The organism is Variovorax sp. Varisp53 (assembly GCF_059491555.1).
Genome location: NZ_CP168512.1, coordinates 4407709 through 4429445, shown reverse-complemented (window position 1 = coordinate 4429445; position 21737 = coordinate 4407709). Strand labels below are relative to the sequence as shown.

The 21737-nt window shown below is 67.8% G+C and carries 22 protein-coding genes; 17 read left to right on the top strand and 5 right to left on the bottom strand.

The window, feature by feature from the left end; translation table 11 throughout:
* Window positions 1–71: 71 nt before the first annotated feature.
* A complete protein-coding gene (locus ACEOAB_RS20665) occupies window positions 72–1331 on the bottom strand; it encodes a CaiB/BaiF CoA transferase family protein (RefSeq protein WP_495653087.1) in 1260 nt (419 codons plus the stop codon).
* A gap of 108 nt (window positions 1332–1439) precedes the next feature.
* On the opposite strand from ACEOAB_RS20665, the gene ACEOAB_RS20660 reads away from it, so the two are divergent.
* Window positions 1440–2321 (top strand): SMP-30/gluconolactonase/LRE family protein, encoded by an 882-nt coding sequence (locus ACEOAB_RS20660; RefSeq protein WP_413750202.1) that lies wholly within the window; start codon window positions 1440–1442, stop codon window positions 2319–2321.
* A gap of 8 nt (window positions 2322–2329) precedes the next feature.
* Here the strand turns inward: ACEOAB_RS20660 and ACEOAB_RS20655 are convergent, their stop codons facing one another.
* Window positions 2330–3241 carry a LysR family transcriptional regulator gene (locus ACEOAB_RS20655; RefSeq protein WP_413750203.1) on the bottom strand — a complete coding sequence of 304 codons (912 nt, stop codon included), beginning with the start codon at window positions 3239–3241 and terminating at the stop codon, window positions 2330–2332.
* A 99-nt stretch (window positions 3242–3340) separates the two neighbouring features.
* Here ACEOAB_RS20655 and ACEOAB_RS20650 point away from each other — a divergent pair, with 99 nt between their 5' ends.
* The 10 genes from ACEOAB_RS20650 to ACEOAB_RS20605 are packed head-to-tail and all read left to right on the top strand — an operon-like array spanning window position 3341 to window position 13577.
* A complete protein-coding gene (locus tag ACEOAB_RS20650) occupies window positions 3341–4432 on the top strand; it encodes an LLM class flavin-dependent oxidoreductase (protein ID WP_056593364.1) in 1092 nt (363 codons plus the stop codon).
* A 37-nt stretch (window positions 4433–4469) separates the two neighbouring features.
* The gene (locus ACEOAB_RS20645) at window positions 4470–5426 is read left to right on the top strand and encodes a flavin reductase (RefSeq protein WP_413750204.1); all 957 of its coding nucleotides are present in this window, start codon (window positions 4470–4472) and stop codon (window positions 5424–5426) included.
* Window positions 5427–5482: 56 nt separating this feature from the next.
* Window positions 5483–6685 (top strand): acyl-CoA dehydrogenase family protein, encoded by a 1203-nt coding sequence (locus ACEOAB_RS20640; RefSeq protein WP_056593361.1) that lies wholly within the window; start codon window positions 5483–5485, stop codon window positions 6683–6685.
* Between the two features lie 3 nt (window positions 6686–6688).
* Entirely contained in the window at window positions 6689–7825 is a 1137-nt protein-coding gene (locus tag ACEOAB_RS20635; protein WP_495653086.1) for an acyl-CoA dehydrogenase family protein, read from the top strand.
* Window positions 7822–8583 (top strand): enoyl-CoA hydratase/isomerase family protein, encoded by a 762-nt coding sequence (locus ACEOAB_RS20630; RefSeq protein ID WP_413750206.1) that lies wholly within the window; start codon window positions 7822–7824, stop codon window positions 8581–8583. Before ACEOAB_RS20635 ends, ACEOAB_RS20630 begins: the two co-directional genes overlap by 4 nt.
* 3 nt (window positions 8584–8586) lie before the next feature.
* On the top strand, window positions 8587–10719 hold the full coding sequence (locus ACEOAB_RS20625) for an acetate--CoA ligase family protein (RefSeq protein ID WP_495653085.1): 2133 nt from the start codon (window positions 8587–8589) through the stop codon (window positions 10717–10719).
* A complete protein-coding gene (locus ACEOAB_RS20620; RefSeq protein WP_495653084.1) occupies window positions 10716–11480 on the top strand; it encodes an SDR family NAD(P)-dependent oxidoreductase in 765 nt (254 codons plus the stop codon). Before ACEOAB_RS20625 ends, ACEOAB_RS20620 begins: the two co-directional genes overlap by 4 nt.
* Window positions 11477–11866: a VOC family protein gene (locus ACEOAB_RS20615; protein ID WP_413750701.1), complete on the top strand. Its 390-nt coding sequence runs from the start codon at window positions 11477–11479 to the stop codon at window positions 11864–11866. Before ACEOAB_RS20620 ends, ACEOAB_RS20615 begins: the two co-directional genes overlap by 4 nt.
* Window positions 11863–12414 (top strand): nuclear transport factor 2 family protein, encoded by a 552-nt coding sequence (locus ACEOAB_RS20610; RefSeq protein WP_413750702.1) that lies wholly within the window; start codon window positions 11863–11865, stop codon window positions 12412–12414. The genes ACEOAB_RS20615 and ACEOAB_RS20610 overlap by 4 nt, the downstream gene beginning before the upstream one ends.
* Window positions 12411–13577, top strand: a complete 1167-nt coding sequence (locus tag ACEOAB_RS20605; protein WP_413750703.1) for an acyl-CoA dehydrogenase family protein — start codon at window positions 12411–12413, stop codon at window positions 13575–13577. The genes ACEOAB_RS20610 and ACEOAB_RS20605 overlap by 4 nt, the downstream gene beginning before the upstream one ends.
* A gap of 8 nt (window positions 13578–13585) precedes the next feature.
* On the opposite strand, the gene ACEOAB_RS20600 is transcribed toward ACEOAB_RS20605, so the two are convergent.
* The 3 genes from ACEOAB_RS20600 to ACEOAB_RS20590 all read right to left on the bottom strand — a co-directional run bounded on the left by ACEOAB_RS20600 (window position 13586) and on the right by ACEOAB_RS20590 (window position 17867).
* Window positions 13586–14926 (bottom strand): MFS family transporter, encoded by a 1341-nt coding sequence (locus ACEOAB_RS20600; protein ID WP_413750704.1) that lies wholly within the window; start codon window positions 14924–14926, stop codon window positions 13586–13588.
* 149 nt (window positions 14927–15075) lie between these two features.
* The gene (locus tag ACEOAB_RS20595) at window positions 15076–15690 is read right to left on the bottom strand and encodes a response regulator transcription factor (protein ID WP_007839077.1); all 615 of its coding nucleotides are present in this window, start codon (window positions 15688–15690) and stop codon (window positions 15076–15078) included.
* Complete coding sequence (locus ACEOAB_RS20590) at window positions 15687–17867, bottom strand: sensor histidine kinase (protein WP_495653083.1); 2181 nt, start codon at window positions 17865–17867, stop codon at window positions 15687–15689. The genes ACEOAB_RS20595 and ACEOAB_RS20590 overlap by 4 nt, the downstream gene beginning before the upstream one ends.
* Before the next feature lie 117 nt (window positions 17868–17984).
* Here ACEOAB_RS20590 and ACEOAB_RS20585 point away from each other — a divergent pair, with 117 nt between their 5' ends.
* The 6 genes from ACEOAB_RS20585 to ACEOAB_RS20560 all read left to right on the top strand — a co-directional run bounded on the left by ACEOAB_RS20585 (window position 17985) and on the right by ACEOAB_RS20560 (window position 21708).
* Window positions 17985–18872: a LysR family transcriptional regulator gene (locus ACEOAB_RS20585; protein ID WP_056593326.1), complete on the top strand. Its 888-nt coding sequence runs from the start codon at window positions 17985–17987 to the stop codon at window positions 18870–18872.
* 476 nt (window positions 18873–19348) lie between these two features.
* Entirely contained in the window at window positions 19349–19624 is a 276-nt protein-coding gene (locus tag ACEOAB_RS20580) for a hypothetical protein (protein ID WP_495653082.1), read from the top strand.
* 93 nt (window positions 19625–19717) lie between these two features.
* On the top strand, window positions 19718–20044 hold the full coding sequence (locus ACEOAB_RS20575; protein WP_056594446.1) for an NIPSNAP family protein: 327 nt from the start codon (window positions 19718–19720) through the stop codon (window positions 20042–20044).
* Between the two features lie 271 nt (window positions 20045–20315).
* Window positions 20316–20588 carry a hypothetical protein gene (locus ACEOAB_RS20570; protein ID WP_413749911.1) on the top strand — a complete coding sequence of 91 codons (273 nt, stop codon included), beginning with the start codon at window positions 20316–20318 and terminating at the stop codon, window positions 20586–20588.
* A gap of 126 nt (window positions 20589–20714) precedes the next feature.
* Window positions 20715–21224 (top strand): hypothetical protein, encoded by a 510-nt coding sequence (locus ACEOAB_RS20565; RefSeq protein WP_413749912.1) that lies wholly within the window; start codon window positions 20715–20717, stop codon window positions 21222–21224.
* A 91-nt stretch (window positions 21225–21315) separates the two neighbouring features.
* Complete coding sequence (locus ACEOAB_RS20560) at window positions 21316–21708, top strand: hypothetical protein (protein ID WP_495653081.1); 393 nt, start codon at window positions 21316–21318, stop codon at window positions 21706–21708.
* Window positions 21709–21737: the final 29 nt, after the last annotated feature.

Below are 21737 nucleotides of genomic sequence, written 5' to 3'. Positions count from 1 at the left end.
GTCTCCGATCTCTTTTAGGGGGTGAATGGCTGCCGCCAGTCCAGTCGAGGCAGTCTATCGACGGGGCCGGCTCAAGGTGCTGCAGGGTGTGAAAAGCTGCTTTGTAGGTTGCGCACCGGCACGGGCGGGTTCGCCCCCTTGACGACGCCGGCTTCGCGCAGTGCCTCGATCTCGGCGGCGCCGTAGCCCGCCTCGCGCAGCAGTTCCTCGGTGTGCGCGCCGTGTGCCGGCGCGGCCTGGGTCCGGCGGCGCGGCGTGTCGCACAGCTCGTAGGGCAGGCCGAAGCTGGCGTAGCCCGGCACGTCGCCGTTGGGCGCGGCCTCGATGACCATGCCGCTGGCGCGGAAGTCCGCTCCCGCGAGCGCATCGGCATAGCTGCGCACCACGCCCACCACGATGTTGTTGCGCGTGAGCAGTTCGACGCACTCGCCGGTACCGTAGTGCGCGAGCCGCTCGCTCACGGCCGCCTTCATGGCGGGGCGGTTGGTCACGCGCAACTCGTTGGTGAGAAAGCGCGCGTCCGTCGCGAGCTCGGGGCAGCCGATGGTCTCGCACAGCCGCACCCAGTGCGCCTGCACGTAGGCCGAGATCACCACCATGCCGTCGCGCGTGCGGAAGGTGTCGGCCGCCGGCGCGCTCAGCGGCTGGCCGTCGCCGCTGCGCGTGGGCTCCACGCCGCGCACCATGTAGTCGCTCCAGTTGGCCAGCTGCAGGTTCAGCGCCACCTCCAGCAGCGACACGCGGATGGTCTCGCCGCGGCCGGTGCGCTCGCGGCGGAACAGCGCGGCCAGGATGGCCTGCGTCGCCACCTGCACGCTGGCCGTGTCGATGATGGTGGCGCCCACCTTCTGCGGCAGGCCCTGCGGCTCGCCGGTCACGGACATGAGGCCGCTCTCGGCCTGCGCCGCGATGTCGTAGCCGGGCCGGTCGCGCGAGGGCGCATCGGCCGGGAAGCCGCTGATCGAGACGTGCACGAGGCCCGGGTGCGCCGCGCGCAGCGCTTCGGCGCCCAGGCCCAGCGCGTCGGCGGCGCCGGGGCGAAGGTTCTGCACCATCACGTCGGCGCCGGCGATCAGGCGGCGCGCCACCTCCAGCCCGCGGGGCTGGCGCAGGTCGAGCGCAATCGACTTCTTGCTGCGGTTGTAGGCGCGCAGCATCGCGTGGCCGAAGTGCCCGGTGTGGCGCGCCATGTCGCCTTCCATCGATTCGATCTTCAGCATCTCGGCGCCGAGGTCGCCCAGCGACATCGCCGTGCCGGGGCCCGCGATGTAGTTGCCGAGCTCGACGACGCGAATGCCCTGCAGGGGCGGTGGAGCGGTGGGTTCGTTCATCTGCCGGACTCTAGGAGCGTGCGGCCGCCATGGGAGAGCACGACGCGCAAAGCTGGTTTTCACGATGCGCCGCCGGCCGTGCGCCGTGCGTTGCCACACTGCGGTCCCATGGATGCATTCACTGTTCGGGAACTCGGCACGACCCGGGACCTGCTGGGCGAAAGCCCCTGCTGGGATACGCGCTCGGGCGCCGTCTGCTGGATCGATTCGCTGGCGGGCACGCTGCACCGCCACTGGCCCGGCAGCGGGGAGTCGGAGCAGCACAGCCTGCCCGCGCCCGTCGGCTCGATTGCGTTGTGCGAAAGCGGCGCGGTGCTCGTGGCGTTGAAGCACGGCTTTGCGCACTACGACCTGAGCACGCGCACGCTGCAGACCATCGCGCTGATCGACACCGACCGCCCGGACGTGCGCCTCAACGACGGCAAGTGCGACCCGTGGGGCAACTTCGTGGCGGGCACGCTGCACGTGCATCGCCAGCCCGGCGAGCCCATCGGCGGTGGGCTGTACCGGTTACGGCCCGGTGGCGACGTCGAACTGCTGGCGGACGGCTTCGCATTGACCAACGGCCCCTGCTTCAGCCCGGACGGCCGAACCTTCTACGTGGCCGACAGCCCGCTGCGCACGATCTGGGCCTACGACTATTCACCGCACGGGCCGCTCGCCAACAAGCGTGCCTTTGCGCAGACCGACAGCTTCGGCTCCGGCCCCGACGGCGCGACCGTGGACGCGGAAGGCTTCGTGTGGAGCGTGCTGCCACGTGTCGGCAGGATGGCGCGCTTTGCGCCCGATGGCCGCGTGGACCGCGTCGTCGAACTGCCCGCAACGCATCCGACCAGCCTGTGCTTCGGAGGGCCCGGGCTCGACAGGGCCTTCGTCACTTCGCTCTCGAAGAGCACCAACCTCTCGGGCGACCGCCCGCAGGACGGGGCGCTGTTCGAAGTGAGCGGATTACCCGCCCCCGGCCTGCCGCCGCACCGCTTCGGCGGCTGACGCCTTCTTCAGGCGCCGTCGTTTTCGCGCAGCGCCTCGGCCATGAAGTCGACGAAGGCGCGCACCTTCAGCGGCAGCGTGCGGCTCTGGCGGAACACCGCGTAGACACCGTTCGAGAACGCGCGCACCGCGAAGCGGTATTCGGGCAGCAGGCGTACCAGCGTGCCGTCCTGGATGCAGCCGCGCACCGTGGGCTCCGACAGCAGCGCGATGCCCATGCCGCCCATGGCGGCCAGCCGCAGCAGCTCGCCGTTGTTCGAGTTCAGCACGCCCTGAACGGCCAGCTCCTGCTGCACGCCCTGTTCGTCGATGTACTTCCAGGTGACCGCCTCGTGCTCGCGCTTGTAGGTGAGGCAGCGCACCTGCAGCAGGTCATTCGGGTGGCGGATGCGCTTGTGCACCTTCATGAAGGCGGGGCTCGCCACCAGCACCTCGTCGCTGCTGAGCAGCCGCTTGATGACGAAGTTGGAGTCGTTCGATTCGCCGGTGCGGATGTCGATGTCGAAGTCCTGCTCCACCAGGTTCACCGGGTGCTCCGACAGCTCCAGTTCGAGCCGGATGTCGGGGTGGCGCTGCGCGAAGCCCGGCAGCAGCGGCCCGATGACGCGCAGGCCGATCTGCGTGCGCGAGTGGATGCGCAGGCGCCCCTCGGGCAGCAGCTTCGAATTGCGCGCCGCTTCCTCGGCCCGTGCCATGGCCTCCAGCACCACCTCCGCATGCTCCAGGAAGGCCTGGCCCGCCTCGGTCACCTTGAGGTTGCGGCTGGTGCGGTCGACCAGTTGCACGCCGAGTTCTTCCTCCAGCGCGCTGATGCGCCGAGAGATGGTGGCGGGCGACAGGCTCAGGCTGCGGCCGGCCGCCGAGAGGCTGCCCTTCCTCTGGACGATGACGAAGATCCGCAGCGAATCGAGGGCCTTCATTTCAATAAGCGCAAAGAAGCTGTGCGAAGCGTGGTGAGCCGGGCGGGGACCCCACTCCTACGATCAAGGCACGTAACCAAGCCCACAAGGAGACCAGCAATGGATTTCGGAATCTTCATATTGATGCAGCAGCGAAACAAGCACAAGACGTCGCACCAGATCCTGCGCGACGCGGTGGAACAGACGCGCCTGGCCGACGAGCTGGGCTTCGGTGCCGCGTGGTATGCCGAGCACCACTTCAGCAACTACGGCCTGTGCTCGTCGCCGCTGACCATGATCGCGCATTGCGCCGCGGTCACCCGCAACATCCGGCTGGGAACCGGCATTGTCGTCGCACCGCTGTACCAGCCCGCGCGCCTGATCGCCGATGTGGCCATGGTCGACCAGCTGTCCAACGGCCGTCTCAACCTGGGCATCGGTTCGGGCTACCAGCATTTCGAATTCGAGCGCTTCGGCGTCTCGCTCGACACCGCCAAGGCGCGCACGCTGGAGATGCTCGACATGCTCGAGCTGGGCCTGAAGCAGCCCAAGTTCAGCTATGACGGCGAGTTCTACCAGCAGCCCATGAGCGCCATCAGCCAGCGCGCGGTGCAGCAGCCGATGCCGCCGATGTGGATCACCAGCGTCGACCCGACCTTCGTGACCCGCGCGGTGCGCGGCGGCCACCATGTGTTCGTCTCGGGCGGCGACGGCGGCGTGGAAAAGCTGCGCCAGACCCGCAACCTGATCGACAAGGTCGCGCTCGCCGAAGGCAAGGACCCGGCCCAGGTGCAGGTCGGCGTGCTGCGCGCGGCCTACGCCAGCGACAACAAGGACGAGGTCGAGCGCTACCTCGACTGCGCACGCTTCCAGCGCCGCATTGCCGTGAGCCTGAAGCGCCGCACCGCCCAGGTGGCCGACGACTACCAGGTCGAGGAAGGCATCGTCGAAGGCGAGGCCACGCTCGAGGAAATGCGCGCCAACCTGCCGGTGGGCTCGGTGGACCAGGTAATCGAGCGCGTGGTGAAGGAAATCCGCACGCTCAAGCCCTGCCACTACGCGTTCCAGACGCAGATGGGCGACTTCGACCACCCCACCATGCTGCGCCAGCTGGAGCTGTGGGCCAAGGTGATCATGCCCGCGGTGCAGCGCGAGATTGCCAACGACCCGCCGCACGTCGCGCAGGTCGTGCCCGAACTCGCAGCCGCCTGAAACGGCGCGGCCCGGTGACTCATCCGAGGGGAAAGCCATGACCCATGCCCTGTCCGACGTGACTCAGGCCCCGCCGATCGAGCCGATGCTGTTCCGCCAGCTGCTCGGCTGCTTCCCGACCGGCGTGGCCGTCATCACGACGCGCGACGCGAACGGGCGGCCGGTCGGCCTGACCTGCAACTCGTTCAGCTCGGTGTCGCTGGAGCCGCCGCTGGTGCTGTTCAGCCTGCGCAAGGCCAGCAGCCTGGTGGGCGCGTTCAGCGAGGCCGAGGGCTTTGCCATCAACATCCTCTCGCAGAGCCAGGACGCGCTGTCGGGCCGCTTCGCCTCCAGCAAGATCGCCGACAAGTTCGAAGGCGTGGCATGGCGCGCCGGCCCGCTGGGCATGCCGGTGATCGACGACTGCCTGGCCAGCTTCGAGTGCAGCGTGCATGCCTGCCACGAGGCGGGCGACCACCACATCTTCATCGGCGAAGTGAAGCACATGGGCGGCGGCGGCGCCGACCATGCGCTGGTGTTCTACAAGGGCGCCTACATGATGCTGGCGGAGTCGCTGCGCACGCTGGTGATCCAGGGGCGGCTGGGCTCGGCCGATCTCGACGAGGCCTACCGCACGCTGTACGGCACGCTGCTGCGCCTGGCCTGCGAACGCGCGAGCGAAGCCGAACTCGAAGCGGTCGAGCAGGCCGTCGATGCCATCGAACGCCACCAGCCCGCCGACACGATCGCACAGCGCATCGAATCGGCCAGCCGCTTCTTCTGCGCCATCGCGGACGCGGGACACAACGAGGCGCTCATGCTGATGGCGCAGACCATGACCGCCATCCTGCGCGAACGCATGACGCATGTCGTTCCCGTGCTGCCGCGGCCCGACCTGTTTCCGCTGCGGCGCGAAGTGGCGCGGTGCCTGCGCCGGCGCGACGCCGGCGGCGCCGTGGCCGCGCTCGACGAACTGATCACCAGGCTGCGCAAGGACGCCCCCGCGGCCGCCTAGCACCGATTGGCGCGGCAAGGCGCCGCGCATGGACCACAGGACAGGAGACAACGAACATGTCGAACACCGACACCCCCGCCGCCACCGCTGCCAGCGGCGAGGCGCACGCCTACGCGGACTTCCGCCGCGAGCTCGAGGACTTCGCGCGCAGCGCATGCCCCCCGGAGATCCGCGCCGTCGTGGCCGCGGGCCAGAAGATCACCAAGCGCGAATACCTCGGCTGGCAGAAGATCCTCACCGCCAGGGGCTGGGGCGCGCCCAGCTGGCCGCGCGAGCACGGCGGCACCGGCTGGGACATCATGCAGCGGCTGATCTTCGAGGAGGTGATGGCCGAGGCCGACTGCCCGCCGCTGTACCACCATGGCCTGGGCCACATCGGCCCTGTCATCATCCGCTTCGGCACGCCCGAGCAGAAGGCGCGCTTCCTGCCGCGCATCCTCGACGGCAGCGACTGGTGGTGCCAGGGCTACTCCGAGCCGGGCTCGGGCTCCGACCTGGCCTCGCTCAGCACCAGCGCGCGGCTGGACGGCGACGAGTACGTCATCAACGGCCAGAAGATCTGGACCTCGCACGCGCACGAAGCCAGCATGATCTACATGCTCGTGCGCACCTCGAAGGAAGCGAAGAAGCAGGACGGCATCTCGCTGGTCCTGGTGCCCATGGACACGCCCGGCATCACCGTGCGGCCGATCCACACCATCGACGGCTGGCATCACCTGAACGAAGTGTTCTTCGACGAAGTGCGCGTGCGCGCCGACAACCTGATCGGCGAACCCGGCAAGGGCTGGACCTGCGCCAAGTTCCTGCTCGAGCGCGAGCGCCTGCCCCCGGCCAACGTGGCGCGGCTGGAGCTGGTGCGCCGGCAGGTCACGCAACTGGTCGAACAGGCCGCCAAGGCTGCAGCGGGACGCCGCGATTTCGGCAGCCTGCGCTACCGCCTGCTGCTGGCGGAGGCCGACGTGAAGGGCGCGCGCGTGATGATGGCCCAGGCCACCGACGACCTGATCCACCAGCGCCCGCTGGGCGTGCAGCCCTCGGCCATCAAGATGACCTGCGCCGACGTGGCCCAGCGCCTGACCACCATCGCGCTCGACGCGGTCGGCCCCGACGCCGCGCACCGCTTCCTGGTGGAGCAGGGCGAGGGCGAGCCCGGTGCCGCCTGGGTGCAGAACTACCTGTTCACCCGCGCCCGCACGATTGCCGGCGGTACCTCGGAAGTGCAGCGCAACGTCGTTGCCAATGAATTGCTGGGAGCCTGAAAAGTGTCGACGTCATTCACCCCTTTGTTCCCCGGCATGCTGCTGGACGCCGCGGCGCGCTTCGCGCAGGACAACGAGACCACCAAGGACTTCGCCGGCACCGACCCCGTGCGCGAGATGGGCTGGACCTGCACGCTGGTGCCCGAGGAAGCAGGCGGCGTCGGCGGCACGCTGTCCGACCTGGCCTCCATCGTCGTCGGGCTCGCCACGCACGGCGTGCACCTGCCCGTGATCGAAACCTGCGCGGTCGCGCCGCTGCTGTTGCAAGCGGCCAATGCCGACACCTCCGCGCGCTGGCTCGAAGCGGTGTGCGAAGGCAGCGCGAAGATCGCGCCGCTGACCTCGCTCTCGGCCTCGCTCGACGAGGTCGCCCTGACGGCGAAGCAGCTGGACATCGGCTACGCGTTGACCGGCGAGGTGAAGGGCGTGGACGTGTCGCTGGCGGCCACGCACCACCTGGTGCCCGCCACGCTGCAAGGCAGCGGCGAAACGGCGCTTTTCCTGGTCGATCACGAACACATGCCCGCACCCAGCGCCACCTATCGCACCATGGAAGGCCGGCGCAGCGCCGACTTCAGGCTCGACGGCCTGACGGTGCCGGCGGTGGCGTGCATCGCACGCGGCGCCGCGGTGGACGCGGCCATCGAGCAAGCCGACAACGCCGCGCTGCTGCTCACCGCGGCAGATACCGTGGCCGCGCTCGCCACGCTGATCGAGCAGACCGTGAAGCACCTGCAGGAGCGCCGCCAGTTCGGCGTGGCGCTGGCGTCGTTCCAGGTGCTGCGGCACCGCACGGCGGACATGTATGTGCGCTATCTCTGCGCCAAGGGCCTGCTGATGCACGCCTTCCAGGAACACGAGCGCGGCGCCGCTGACCTGCGCCGCACGCTGCGCCTGATGAAAGTCTCGCTGGCCGAGACGGCCCGGCTGTGCGCCGAAGGCGCGATCCAGATGCACGGCGGCATGGGCGTCAGCGAAGAGGTGCTGGCCACCCGCATGGCGCAGCGCCTGCTCGCCTCCGAGTTCCGCTACGGCGACCGCATGGCGCATGCGTCGCGGCTGCTGTATTCCCCGACCGAAGCCGCCGCTGCCGATGCGGCGGCCTGCGGCATGTCCCACGTTGCCAGGAGTTCGTCATGAGCGTCAGTCTTGAAGTTTCCGAGTTCGTCGCCGTCGTGCGGCTGGACAAGCCGCCCGTCAATGCGCTGAGCCGCGACACGCGCCACCGCCTGATCCAGGTGTTCGACGAGATCTCCGAGCGCGACGACATCCGCGTGGCCATCCTCACCGGCACCGGCAAGTTCTTCTGCTCCGGCGCCGACCTGAAGGACCGCCCCTCGGCCGACAAGCCCGGCGACTTCCTCGACCACAACCGCTGGACCCGCGAGACCGGCAACGCCATCCGCGAATGCGCCAAGCCCGTCATCGCGGCCGTCAACGGCCCGGCACTGGGCGCGGGCTTCGGCCTGATGGCCGCGTGCGACATCTTCCTGGCCTCCGACGACGCGAGCTTCGCGATGCCCGAGATCAACGTGGGCCTGGCCGGCGGCGTCTCGATGCTGCGGACCATGTTCGGGCGCTCGTTCACGCGCCACATGTTCTTCACCGGCATGCGCGTGCCGGCTGCCGAGCTGTACCGCCGCGGCGTGCTCGACGAGGTGGTTCCGGCGGAAGAGCTCATGCCCGCCGCGCTGCGCCTTGCGCAGGAGATGGCCTCCAAGAGCCCGATCGCGCTGGCCTATGCCAAGCAGGCCGCCAACATGATGGACGTGATGCCGCAGCGCGACGGCTACCGCTTCGAGCAGAACATCACCATGGCGCTGTCGCGCACCGAGGACGCCAAGGAAGCGCGCCAGGCCTTCCTGGAAAAGCGCCCGCCCGTGTTCAAGGGGCGCTGAGCGATGGCGACAGTCGAAGTCGAAGTGGGCAAGGGGCTGGAGGCGCTCTTCAAGCCGCGCTCGATCGCGATCTTCGGTGCGTCGGACGACGTGACCAAGATCGGCGGGCGGCCGCTGCAGTTCCTGCAGAAATACGGCTACCGCGGTGCGATCTATCCGGTCAACCGCAAGGGCGGCACGGTGCAGTCGCTGCCCGCCTATGCGAACGTTGCCGAGCTGCCGTCGGTGCCCGACCTGGCCGTGATGGCGGTGCCGCCCGATGCGGTACTCGAAGCGGTGAAAGACTGCGCCGCGCGCGGCGTGCGCGCGGCCGTCATCCTGTCTTCGGGCTTCTCGGAGATGGGCGAAGAGGGCAGCCGGCTGCAGGCGGCCATCGGCGAAGTCGCCAGGGCATCGGGCATGCGCGTAGTGGGGCCGAACTGCCTGGGCTCCATCGGCGTGGCGGACAGGAGCATCGCCACCTTCTCGGTGGCGCTGGAGTCGTCGTTCCCGACGGCGGGCCCGGTGGGCATCGTGTCGCAGAGCGGCAACCTCGGCAGCTACACGATGCGCCTGGCCGTCGAGCGCGGCATCGGCATCAGCCGCCTGCTGACCACGGGCAACGAATGCGACGTCGACATTGCCGACGGCATCGCCTCGCTGGCGACCGACCCGGCCACTTCGGTCATCCTGTGCTGCATGGAAACTTGCCGCGACGCGGCCAAGCTGGTGCGTGCACTGGCCATGGCGCGCGAGGCGGGCAAGCCGGTCGTGGTGCTGAAGGTGGGCGTGTCGTCGGCCGGCAGCGAAGCGGCTGCCTCGCACACCGGTGCACTCGCCGGTTCGGACGCGGTGTTCGACGTGGTGCTGCGCAATGCCGGCGCCATTCGCGTGCCCAGCATCGAGCAGCTGCTCGAAGTGGGCCATGCCGTGTCGGTGGTCGGCACGGCGCGTGCGCCGAAGGGGCCGCGCGTGGCGCTGGTCACGGCATCGGGCGGCTTCGGCGTGCTGATGGCGGACGCCGCCAGCGCACAGGGGCTGGAACTGCCGAAGCTCTCGGCCGCCACGCAGGAGCGCATCGTGGCCGCGCTGCCCTACGCATCGCCGGGCAATCCCGTCGACATGACGGCGCAGGTGTCGAGCCGGCCCGAGCTGCTGGTGCAGGTGCTGTCGGCGGTGGCGCAAGACGCGAGCTGCGACGCGGTGATCCTGCAGTCGGCATACGCCTTCCAGATGCCGCGGCTGCGCGACATTTACATCGCGGCGCTGGAGCAGGTGCGCCGCGCGCATCCGTCGCGGCTCGTCCTGCTGTGCTGCAAGGCACCCCCCGACACCATGGCGCAGCTGAACGAGATGGGCTTTCCGACGGTGGAGACCATCGATGCCGCGTGCGCCACGCTGGCGGCGCTGGTGCGCCTGGGCACGCGCGGCGACCAGGCCGAGGTGGCGACCACGCTGCCTTCGTCCGAGGCGCTGCCGTCCGAAGCCTTCGCCAACGAGGCCAGTGCCAAGGCCGTGCTCGCGCAGGCCGGCATCCCGGTGCTGAAGGAAGTCACGGCCAGCGGTTGGTACGAGGCACTGGCCGCGGCGCGCGACATCGGTTTTCCGGTGGTGCTGAAGATCGTCTCGCCCGACATCCCGCACAAGACCGAGGTCGGCGGCGTGGTGACCGATGTGCGCTCCGAGGCGCAGCTGCGCGACGAATACGACAGCCTGCTGGCGCGCGTCGCGCAGAAGGCACCGCAGGCGCGCATCGCCGGCGTGCTGGTGGCGCAGATGGCGCAGGGCGGCACCGAGCTGATCCTCGGCACCACCAAGGATCCGGTCTTCGGCCCGGTCGTGATGGTGGGCCTGGGCGGCATCTATGCCGAGGTGCTGCGCGACGTGGCGCTGCAGGTGGCGCCGGTGACCGAGGCGCAGGCCATGCAGATGCTTCGCTCGCTCAAGGCCTTTGCGCTGTTCGACGGCGCACGCGGCCGGCCGAAGGCCGACGTGGCGGCCGCGGCGCGCGCCGTCGCGGCACTTTCGCAGTTCGCCGCGCGGCATGCGCGCAGCGTCGCCGAGATCGACATCAACCCGCTGGTGGTCCTCGACCACGGGCACGGTGCCTTCGCGCTCGACGCGCTGCTGGTGCCGGAAACGAAAGACAAGCCATGAATGCATCACAGTCCCTCGAAGGCCGCGTGGCCTTCATCAGCGGCGCGGGCCACGGCATCGGCCGAGCCACCGCGCTGGCCTTCGCCCGGCTGGGCGCGACGGTCGGCGTGAACGACCTCAAGGCCGAGTTCGTGGAAGACACCGTCGCGGAGATCCGCCGCCTTGGCGGCAAGGCCGTGGCGGTGCCGCAGGACGTGTCGAGCCGCGAAGGCATGCGCCTGGCGGTGCAGCGCCTTGCCGGCGAGGCGGGCCGGCTCGACGTGATGGTCAACAACGCGGCCTGGGTGCGCTACCAGCCGCTGATGGAAATCACGCCCGAGGTGATGGACCGCATGGTCGACATCGGCTTCAAGTCGGTGATCTGGGGCATCCAGGCCGCGGCCGAGGCGATGGACCCGGAACGCGGCGGCGCCATCATCAACGTGGCCTCCGTCGCCGGCTTCAAGTCGCCCGCGCGATCGGTGGTGTACAGCGGCCTGAAGGCCGGCGTGCTCGGCATCACCCGTGCCGCGGCGGCCGACCTGGGCGCGCGCCGCATCCGCGTGAACGCCGTGGCGCCCGGCGCAGTGCCGACCGAAGGCACGGCCAAGCACCGCAACGCCGAGCTCGACGCGAAGCGCATCGCGCGCACGCCGCTGGGCCGGCTCGGCACCGTGGAAGACATCGCCGACGCCATCTGCTTCCTGGCCGGCGACGGCTCGCGCTTCGTCAACGCGGAGGTGATCCGACTGGACGGCGGCGCATCGGAGACTTCGCTGTGAGCGCCGAGGGCATTTCTCCCCAGCGCCTGCAGAACGTGTACGTGGTGGCGCAACGCCCGGCCGAGCTGCATGCCTTCTACGAATCGGCACTGGGGCTGAAGCTCAAGTTCCGCGACAAGGACCGCTGGTTCCAGTACGGCGTGGGAAACACCAGCGTGGCACTGGCCTGCACCGAAGAGGCCGCACCGGCGACCTCCGGCGTGGTGATGGTGTTCGAGGTGGGCGACTTCGCCGGTGCGCAGGAGCGCATCACCGGCGCGGGCGGCGAGGTGATCGGCACGCGCGACATGGGCGCGCACGGCGCGGTGATGTCGCTGCGCGACCCGGAAGGCAACGTGGTGCAGCTGTTCAAACGCGCCGCAGCGCCAACGGCCCCGGCGGCATGAACCCGCGCGCACCGCTGCAGGCGCTGCTCGATCGCGAGGCGATCCGCGAGTGCCTCTACCGCTACTGCCGCGGCATCGACCGCGTCGACGAAGAGGCCCTGCGCTCGGCCTACTGGGAAGACGCCACCGACTGCCACGGCGCCTGGAACGGCAGCGCCGAAGGCTTCATCACGCAAGCGCTGCAGCGGCTGCGCCAGGGCGGGCGGCGCGTGCACCAGGTGAACAACATCGCGATCGAGCTGCATGGCGACGTGGCTGCGGTGGAGAGCGGCTTCTTCGCACTGCAGGCCCCTGCCGATGCGCCCGCGAAGCGCACCCTGCTGTGCGGACGCTACCTCGACCGCTTCGAGCGCCGCCAGGGCGAATGGCGCATTGCCGCGCGCACGGTGGTGTACGACTGGATCGAGGAGCGCGAACGGCCCGAGCTCACACGCAGCGACGCCGTGCTGTTCGGCGCGCGCCAGCCGGCCGGCTGCGCGGCGCCGAACGACATGCTTTATGCGCTGCTGCGGGATGTGCGCGCGGCGGACAACGAGGCGAAGCCATGATCAGAGACAGCGAGAAATTCCAGGCCATGCTCGCCGAGGTGCGCGGGTTCATTCATGACGAATGCCTGCCGCTGGAGGAGCAGGTCGACCGCGACGACCTGATTCCCGAACCGGTCGTCCAGCGCATGCGCGAGATCGGCCTGTTCGGCCACAGCATCCCCGAGGCCTTCGGCGGCGCCGGCCTGACCACCGAGGAACTGACGCTGGTGAACCTCGAGGTGTCGCAGGTCGCGACCGCATTCCGTGCGCGCTTCGGCGGCAACACCGGCATCGCATCGGAGTCGCTCGTGGTCGACGGCACGCCCGAGCAGCAGCGCCATTACCTGCCGCGGCTGGCCAGCGGCGAGCTGACCGGCTGCTTCGCACTCACCGAGCCCGAGGCCGGATCGGACGCCACGGCGCAGAAGACGGTGGCGGTGCGCGACGGCGACAGCTTCGTCATCACCGGGCAGAAGTGCTTCATCACCAACGCGCCGATCGCGAACCTGTTCACCGTGTTCGCCCGGACCGACCCGAACGCGAAGGGCGCGGCCGGCATCAGCGCCTTCCTGGTCGAGCGCGGCGTGCCCGGCCTGTCGACCTCGCAGCCCTACCGCAAGATGGGCCAGCATGGCTCGCCGGTGGGCGAGGTCAGGCTGGAAGGTGTGCGCGTGCCGGCCTCGGCCATCGTCGGCGGTGTCGAGGGGCAGGGCTTTCGCACGGCGATGAAAACGCTGAACAAGCAGCGCATCAACCTGGCCGCGCTGTGCATCGGCCCTGCTATCCGGCTGGTGGAGGAAATGGCGCGGCAGGCGCAGTCGCGCCGGCAGTTCGGCCAGCCCATCGGCGACTTCCAGCTGGTGCAGCAGATGATTGCCGAGAGCAACACCGAGGTGCATGCGGCGCGCGCGCTGGTGCTGGAGACGGCGCGCAAGAGGGACGAGGGCATCGACGTGACGATGGAAGCGTCGATGTGCAAGCTGTTCGCCTCCGAGATGTGCGGCCGGGTCGCCGACCGGGCCGTGCAGGTCTTCGGCGGCAGCGGCTTCATTGCCGGCAACGTGGCCGAGCGCTTCTACCGCGACGTTCGGCTGTTCCGCCTCTACGAGGGAACGAGCCAGATCCACCTGGTCAACATCGCGAAGCGGACCCTGGCGCTGGCCGCGCAGGGCGCCGCTTCCTGAAGCACTGTTTACTTGTCGTGATGCAGGTACGTCGCCTGCTTCGGCAGCAGCAGGCTCACCAGGAACACCACGCCCATCATCGCCGTCACGTACCAGTAGAAGTACGACTCGTGCCCGATCGACTTCAGCCCCAGCGCCACGTACTCCGCGCTGCCGCCGAAGATCGCATTGCCCACCGCGTAGGACAGCCCCACGCCCAGCGCGCGGATCTCGGGCGGGAACATCTCGGCCTTCACGATGCCGCTGATCGAGGTGTAGAAGCTCACCACCGCCAGCGCGAGCGTGATGAGCACGCCCGCCACCATCGGGCTGCCGACGCTCTGCAGGTTGCTCAGCACCGGCACCGTCATCAGCGCACCCAGCGCGCCGAACAGCAGCATGTTGTTGCGCCGGCCGATGCGGTCGGACAGCGCGCCGAACACCGGCTGCATGCACATGTAGATGAACAGGCAGGCCGTCATCACGTTGCTGGCGGTCTTGATCGACATGCCCGCCGAATTCACCAGGTACTTCTGCATGTAGGTGGTGAAGGTGTAGAAGATGAGCGAGCCGCCGGCCGTGTAGCCCAGCACCACGAAGAAGGCGCGCTTGTGGTTGGTGAACAGCTCGCGCATGGTGCCGGCGCCCTTGGCGGCGCGGGTCTTGGTGCTGGCGGTCTCGGTCAGCGTGCGGCGCAGCATGAGGGCCACCACGGCAGCCACGGCGCCGAGCACGAAAGGAACGCGCCAGCCCCAGCTTTTGAGCTCGGTCTCGTCGAGCATCTGCTGCAGCACCACGACCACCACCACGGCCAGCAGCTGGCCGCCGATCAGCGTGACGTACTGGAACGACGAGAAGAAGCCGCGCTGGCCGCGCATGGCCACTTCGCTCATGTAGGTGGCGGTGGTGCCGTATTCGCCACCGACCGACAGGCCCTGCAGCAGCCGCGCCGCCAGCAGCAGCGCGGGCGCGGCGGCGCCGATCTGCGCGTAGGTGGGCAGGCAGGCGATGACCAGCGAGCCCACGCACATCATGACCACCGAAGTGACCATCGATGTCTTGCGGCCCTTGCGGTCGGCCAGGCGGCCGAACAGCCAGCCGCCGATCGGACGCATCAGGAAGCCGGCGGCGAACACGCCGGCGGTGTTCAGCAGCTGCACGGTCGGGTCCGACTTGGGGAAGAAAGCCGGCGCGAAATAGATGGCGCAGAAGGCGTAGACGTAGAAGTCGAACCATTCCACCAGGTTGCCCGACGAGGCGGCAAAGATGGCGAAGATGCGCTTGCGCTTTTCTTCGAAGGTATACGGCGTGTTGTTGGCGGTCGCGTCCGGGCCGGAGGCGCCGACGCTCGCACTGGCGATGGTGGTCATGGAAAGGTGTCCTTGTCTCTGGCTGCGGCTCGCCGCAAAGCCGCGCGAAACCGTACCGGCAAGTCTGTCCGGCCGCCGCCGCGCTGTCGTCCGTAGCCGCCCCCCCGGCGGCTACGTATCGGTACGCAAGGGTAAATACCTAGAAAGAACTACAGCCCGTGTTCCCGCAGGAACCGGTCGAGCTGGTGGCTGTTCGCGAGCCCCAGCTTGGCGAACACGTGGGCGCGGTGGGTTTCCACCGTGCGCTGCTCCAGCGGCGCGAGCTCCAGGGCGATCTGCTTGTTGGGCTTGCCTTCGGCCACCAGCCGGGCGACCTGCATTTCGCGCGGCGTGAGCTTGTCCCACAGCGCCTGCGCGGCTTGGCGGGCCTGTCGGCGCACGGCGATTTCGCCGGCGCGCTGCAGGGCCCGGGCGATGCTGTCGAGCAGGCGCTCGTCATTGCAAGGCTTCTCGAGCCAGCCGAAGGCGCCGTTCTGCACCGCCTCGACGGCCATGGGGATGTCGCCGTGGCCGGACAGGAAGATCACGACCAGCGGGCTGTCCTGTGCGCGCAATGCATCGAACACCTGCAGCCCGCTCACGCCCTCCATGCGCAGGTCGAGGATCACGCAGCCCGCGCGCTGCAGGTCGGCGCCAGCCAGGAAGGCCTCGCCCGAGGCAAAGGTCTGCACCGCGTAGCCGCGCGACAGCAGCAGGAGGCCCAGCGAGCGGCGCACGGCCTCGTCGTCGTCCACCACGCACAGGTTGTTGGCAAGAGCGTTCATGGGGGTGAGATCTCCAGCTCGAGGGTGAAAACCGTGCCACCGCCGTCCCGGTTGGCAAAGGACAGCCGGCCGCGATGGGCCTCGACGATGGTGCGGCAGATGTTCAGGCCCAGTCCCAGTCCGCCGGTCTTGGTGGTGAAGAAGGGCGCGAACACCTGCTCGGCCAGCGCTGCGTCGATGCCCGGCCCGCGGTCGGCCACGCGGATGTGCATGCGTCCTGCCAGCACCTCGGCCTCGACCTCCACGAGCCGCTGTTCCGGCGGCGTGGCCTGCATCGCCTGCAAGCTGTTGGACAGCAGGTTCAGCAACACCTGCTCGAGCAGCACGCGGTCGCCGCGCACCTCGGGCAGCCCCGCCGGAATACGGACTTCGGCGCGCGCCTGCCGCATCCGCATCTCGCCCTGCAGCAGTGCCAGCGCGTTCGCCACCAGCGCCGCCACGGCGCAGTCCTCGGTGCCGACGGTGCGCTGGCGCACGAAGCCGCGGATGCGCCGCACGATCTCGGCGCTGCGCTGGGCCTGCGCCATGGTCTCGTCGAGGCTGCTGACCAGCAGCTGCTGGTTGCCCTGTTCCGCGAAGGCCTTGGCCGCGCTCGCGAAATTGCTCAGCGCCATCAGCGGCTGGTTCAGTTCGTGGGCCAGCGTGGAGGCCATCTCGCCGAGGCTGGCCAAACGCTGGGCGTGCTGCAGCTGCTCGTCGTTCTGGCGCTGGCGCAGCTCGGCGCGCTTCTGCTCGGTGATGTCCACCACCGAGCTCATCCAGCCGCTGTGCTGGCCGTCGGCGTCGATCAGCGCGGCGGTGTAGACCATGGTGATCACGTCGTGCCCGTCGCGGTGCCGCAGGCGCGACTCGAAGCCCGAGCGCGCGGGCTGGCCGCTCATCATGGCGTCGTACTGGCGCCAGTGCTGCGCCACGTCGTCGGGGTGCCAGTAAGGGTAGGGCGGCAGCTTGCCGAGCAGTTCGTCGGCGTCGTAGCCGGTCATCTCGCAGAAGGCCGGGTTGACGTAGATGATGCGGCCCTCCAGGTCGCGTGCGCGCATGCCCACAAGCAGCGAGTCTTCCATCGCCTTGCGGAACGCGTGGGCCTCGTCGAGCTCGTGGGTGCGTTCGCGCACGCGCAGCTCCAGGTCGCGCCGTGCATCGCGCTGCTCGGCGAAGCGGCGTTCGCGCAGCTGCCAGTACAGGCCGCCCAGCAGCAGCACGCCCGCGCACAGCAGGCCCAGCATCCAGGTGCGCTCGCGTGCGCGGGTGACTTCGGCGTGGTCGGCCATCACCGTCAGCGTCCAGCCCAGGTCGGGCAGCGGCTCGTCCACTGCGAGGAAGCGGCGCGGCTGGCCGCCGATGTCGGTGCGCACGAGGTAGCCGGGCTCGCCTTCGGCACGTTCCACTTTCCACGGCAGTGCCGCGAAGCTGGTGCGCGCGCCGTACTGCTGGTCGCGCTGCATGCCGTCGAGTTCCGCGGCGCCCAGCGCGCGCGTGGCCTGGTACATCCACGACGGCACCGAGCTCAGGAACACGATGCCGCGCGCGTCGGTCAGCAGGATCGGGTCGCGCGAGAAGGTCCAGGCTTCCTGCAGCTGGCGCAGGCTGACCTTCACCGCCACCACGCCCAGCACGGCGCCGCCGTCGGGCCGCACCGGCGCGGAGATGAAGAGCCCCGGCTCGCCGGTGGTCTGGCCCACGCCGTAGAACAGGCCGTTGCGCCCCGCGCGCGCGTCGCGGAAGTAGGGGCGGTTGGCATACGACTCGCCGACGAAGCTCTGCGGCGTTGCCCAGTTGCTGGCCGCCAGCGTAAGGCCCTGCAGGTCGATGAGGTAGAGCGCGTCGGAGCCCGCCTGCCGGTTCACCTCTTCGATGTAGCGGTTGGCGCGCTGCTTCACGGCCGCGTCCTGGGGATGGGCCAGCGCGGCCAGCACGTCCGGATGCAGGCTTGCAGTGAATGGCAGGTAGCTGTACTTGCCGGCGGCGTCGCGCAGGCCCAGCACGTGGACTTCCATGGCGCGGCGGATCGAGTCGGCCTGGAAGTTCGCCTCGCGCCTCGCGGCCCACTGGCCCGCCACGCCGATCAGCAGCAGTGCCAATACGCCCGCGGCGATCCAGCCGGCCAGCGCGCGGTGGCGCGGGCGGGGCGGGGAGGGCGGAGGTGTTTCGGGCGTGATGGGCGGCGGGGGCGGCATGGACGGCACGGGGGATGGGGCCGATCGGCGCGGCCCGGGGGATTTTGCCCTCATCCTTGCGCCTGCGCCCGCCCTCGCGGGCGCGACAATGCCAGCCTCCCAGATCGACCCGAACCCATGAGACCCGACCTCGATTCGCTGGCGCTTTTCCTGCGTGCCATTGAGCACGGCAGCCTGTCGAAGGCCGCCGCCGAGAGCCACATGGTGCTGTCGGCCGCGAGCCGCCGCCTCGCCATTCTCGAAGGCCAACTTGGCGTCGCGCTGCTCAATCGCACGTCGAAGGGCGTGACGCCCACCGGTGCCGGCGAATCGCTCGCCATGCATGCGCGCCAGATCCTGCGCGACGTCGACCGCATGCGCGCCGACCTGTCCGACTACGCGCAGGGCGCCACCGGCCGCGTGCGGCTGCATGCCAACGCGTCGGCCATGGGCCAGTTCCTGCCCGACGACGTGGCGAGCTTCCGCCAGCGCTACCCGGAGATCCGCGTGAGCGTGGAGGAGCACCGGAGCGTCTACATCGTGCAGGCCATCCGCGACCGGCAGGCTGACGTGGGCGTCATCACCAGCGAGGCGGCCGACCCGGCGCTCAACTTCATTCCCTACCGCACCGACCGGCTGGTGGCCATCGTGCGGCAGAAGCATCCGTGGCGCGGGCGCGAGGTATCGTTCGAGGAACTGCTCGATTTCGATTTCGTGGGGCTCGAAGACGATTCCGCCATCTCCCGCACGATGGAAGACGCCGCCATGAGCGCGCGCAAGGTGCTGCGCCTGCGCGTGCGGGTGAAGAGCTTCGAGGCGGTGTGCCGGATGATCGAAGCGGGCATGGGCGTGGGCATCCTGCCCGAGGGTGCTGCTGTGACTTACCGCAAGGAGATGAAGCTGCGTTTCATCAATCTCACCGATGCATGGGCTTCACGGCGGATGTACTTGTGCACGCGGCAGGAGGCGTTGAGCTTTCCGCAGCGACGGCTGGTCGATCACTTGCTGGCGCGCGGGATGCCTTAGAGCTCGCGCTCGGGGTCATTCGGGGCGACGCTCACGCCGACGGGGTACCTTGCTCCGCGAATGTCCCCCGGCCTGCGGCCTCCTCCTTTATTTCGCTGCGCAAGGCACCCCATCGACGTGAGCGTTCAGAACCGCTGCTGACTGACACGGCACTGGCCCATGAGGTCCGCGCGCGGCGCATTGCGGAAGCTGCATTTGTTGGCGGTTGCCGAGACTTCGTGCCGTCTGGAATGGCTGCTTCGCTGGGTTCTTCTCTACAGTGGATGCCCCTGTCACTCCATACCCCAACAAGGGAACAAGGAAGGCGCAACAAACCAAGCCACCGAGATGTTTGAAGGCTGCTTGCCTCGCGGCAGGTTGTCGGTGCGAAAGCAGCGATGCAGATGCGAGGTATCAAAAGGCGACGGCCGAGGTGTTATCAGCACCCCGACCGTCTAACCAAGTTCGTGCAACTACCTTGGAGGAAACGCACAAAAATGGCTACCAAGACTATAGCCCGGCCTCGCACGCCGGTAGCTTCCGAAGAAAACGCCCAAGACCCGGCGGATCTTCTCGAAAACACACTCTCTCAACTCGAAGCTCTTCTGTGGGTGTGCCACGGGGAAGACATCGACTGGTGCAGCGGGGATGGGCCTCGACAACTGAACAACCTGCTTTGGCTTGCGGCTGAACTCGCTCGCAAGGCTGGGGAGCTGTTTCAGGTGAGCGAGAAGGCGCGACGCGGAATGCCTGAGACTGTTCATCTCCTTTGACGGCGGATGGACCTCTGGCAGCACAATGTGAGCTTGGCGGTCACGCCCGCCGCCTCGTCAACTTGCAACAGCTTTTCTTAAGGACTGATGTCGATGATCTACGAACTACGCATCTATACCGCAATGCCTGGCCGGCTACCCGACGTTCTTGCCAGATTTCGCGATCACACCGCGGGCATCTGGAACCGGCTGGGAATTCGTCAACTCGGATATTGGACGACTGCAATCGGGCCTGACAGCAACGCGCTTACCTACATGCTTGTCTGGGAGAGCCTGGCCGATCGTGAGGTCAAGTGGGGCAAGTTTGTCGTCGATCCCGAATGGGTCGAGGTCAGAAAAGCGAGCGAGGCAGCCGGACCAATTGTTGCGAAGATGGACAACTCGTTCTTGGCGCCAACCTCTTTCTCGCCTGCGAAATAGTCTCTTCCGCGGCGGACGACACAGTTGGCTGGGACGCGGTATCAACGCCCAATGCCTCTTCAGTCTGTCCTGGAGTGCTAATGACCGGGTCTACGCACCACCATTCAGCCCGTCGTGGACGTTGACGTTCAAGAAGAGTATTGGTCAACGATTCGAGAGGTCGTGTTGGCGCGAAGCGCCGAAAAGCAGGTTGCTTGAACCCAGGTACGTGTGCTCCTACGGCAGAATTCGGCAACTAACGGACCTTTGACGGTGGGTTAGATTCGGGCCCATGACGCGTTCACGAAAACCTCTAGAGGCCGCCGTCGGCAAGCTCATTGCGGCGATTCAGAAGGAATGGGGCAATGAGGCTGGCGAGCCGGAATCGGCTGCAAGCGAAAATGCCATGCATGCGGCGCACAAACTGCTGCAAGCCGCGTCCAAGCTCGGGTCAATCGAGAGTGTCATCGGCCCGGGCCCCGTATCTACGTATTTGGGCGCGCAGTGGGTTCAGGCCCATCCGCGAGTCCTTCCATACATAGAGATCCTCGAAGGCAGTCAATGAGCAGCGGACGGGCCGTTGGGTTTGACGCCTGCCGGCCAAGACCGGTCGGTCGACGCCACGGCACAATTTGCCCAGAACCGGACGTTCGGTCGATTTCGTCGAAACTGCCAAGGTGATTCGATGGGGATGAAAAGCTTTCTGTATGGTTACATCGAAGAGGCATGGCCAGGAGCCAGGGCTGATGGCTCGGCCGTTCGCCGACAACTCCTTCTAGACAACACGCGGTCTATCGAGAAGCACAACGAAGGGAAGCTTCAAATGTTGCCCCTTGAAGACAAGTGGCCCCCTGTAAGCAGGCACATGTTTGCATGCCCACCGTTGGATGCATCGATGATCAACTTCAGGACTCGCCTGATCCACTTCGCCGCGTCACTCAAAGAGGTCGACTTCGAATTGCGCGACTGGCTCGATAAGTTCGAAGCGCTGCTACGTCAGCTCTACTGGGAGAAGGCCGTTGTTCACTTCGACGGCGCTTACATTGGTGCGCAGAAATTTGAATGGCGCCCAGCCATCGAGTGGGTTCATCGCTTAACGGATGGCGTCTTGGAGCCTATCGTCGATTGGACATTTGACAGTTCCATTGAAAAATTTGAGCTCAATCAATTTCGTAATGATCCAACCAGAGATTTCAGGTGAGGCTCACAATGTTCACGCAACTTCCGAAGTACCGCGATAGTGGCTACATTCGCCCAAAAGCCGACTTTTTACATCGTTAACAAGGCACAGCATGCTTGCATTTCGAGTCCAACTCAACGATCAGCAGCCAGCAATTGGAGGAGCGGACGATTTGGGCGTGCTGACGACAACCATCACAGCTGTTGGCAAGCTTGGGTCTGCAAGCCGCCCTCACAGAGCCATCGAGGACGTTGACATTCACCTCCGTCTTGGTGGGCTTACTTCGCGAGGCCCCGGAATCCAAGACGATCATCTGGTCTGGTTTGAGGCCCACGACCTCAAGCCGGGTGACAAGGTGTTCTTGGAGGTCATCGAAGCCGCTGCAGCAGATCCTGTCCAAAGTGGAGAACCAGCTCGGCAAAGAGCGGATGACGAGCGGGATTACTACGAGCATTGCAAGAGGGTGTACTTCGAGTTGAAGGAGAAGTACGACGGCACTGTCTAACCCAACCTTAAAGAGCATGTCACCCAGTC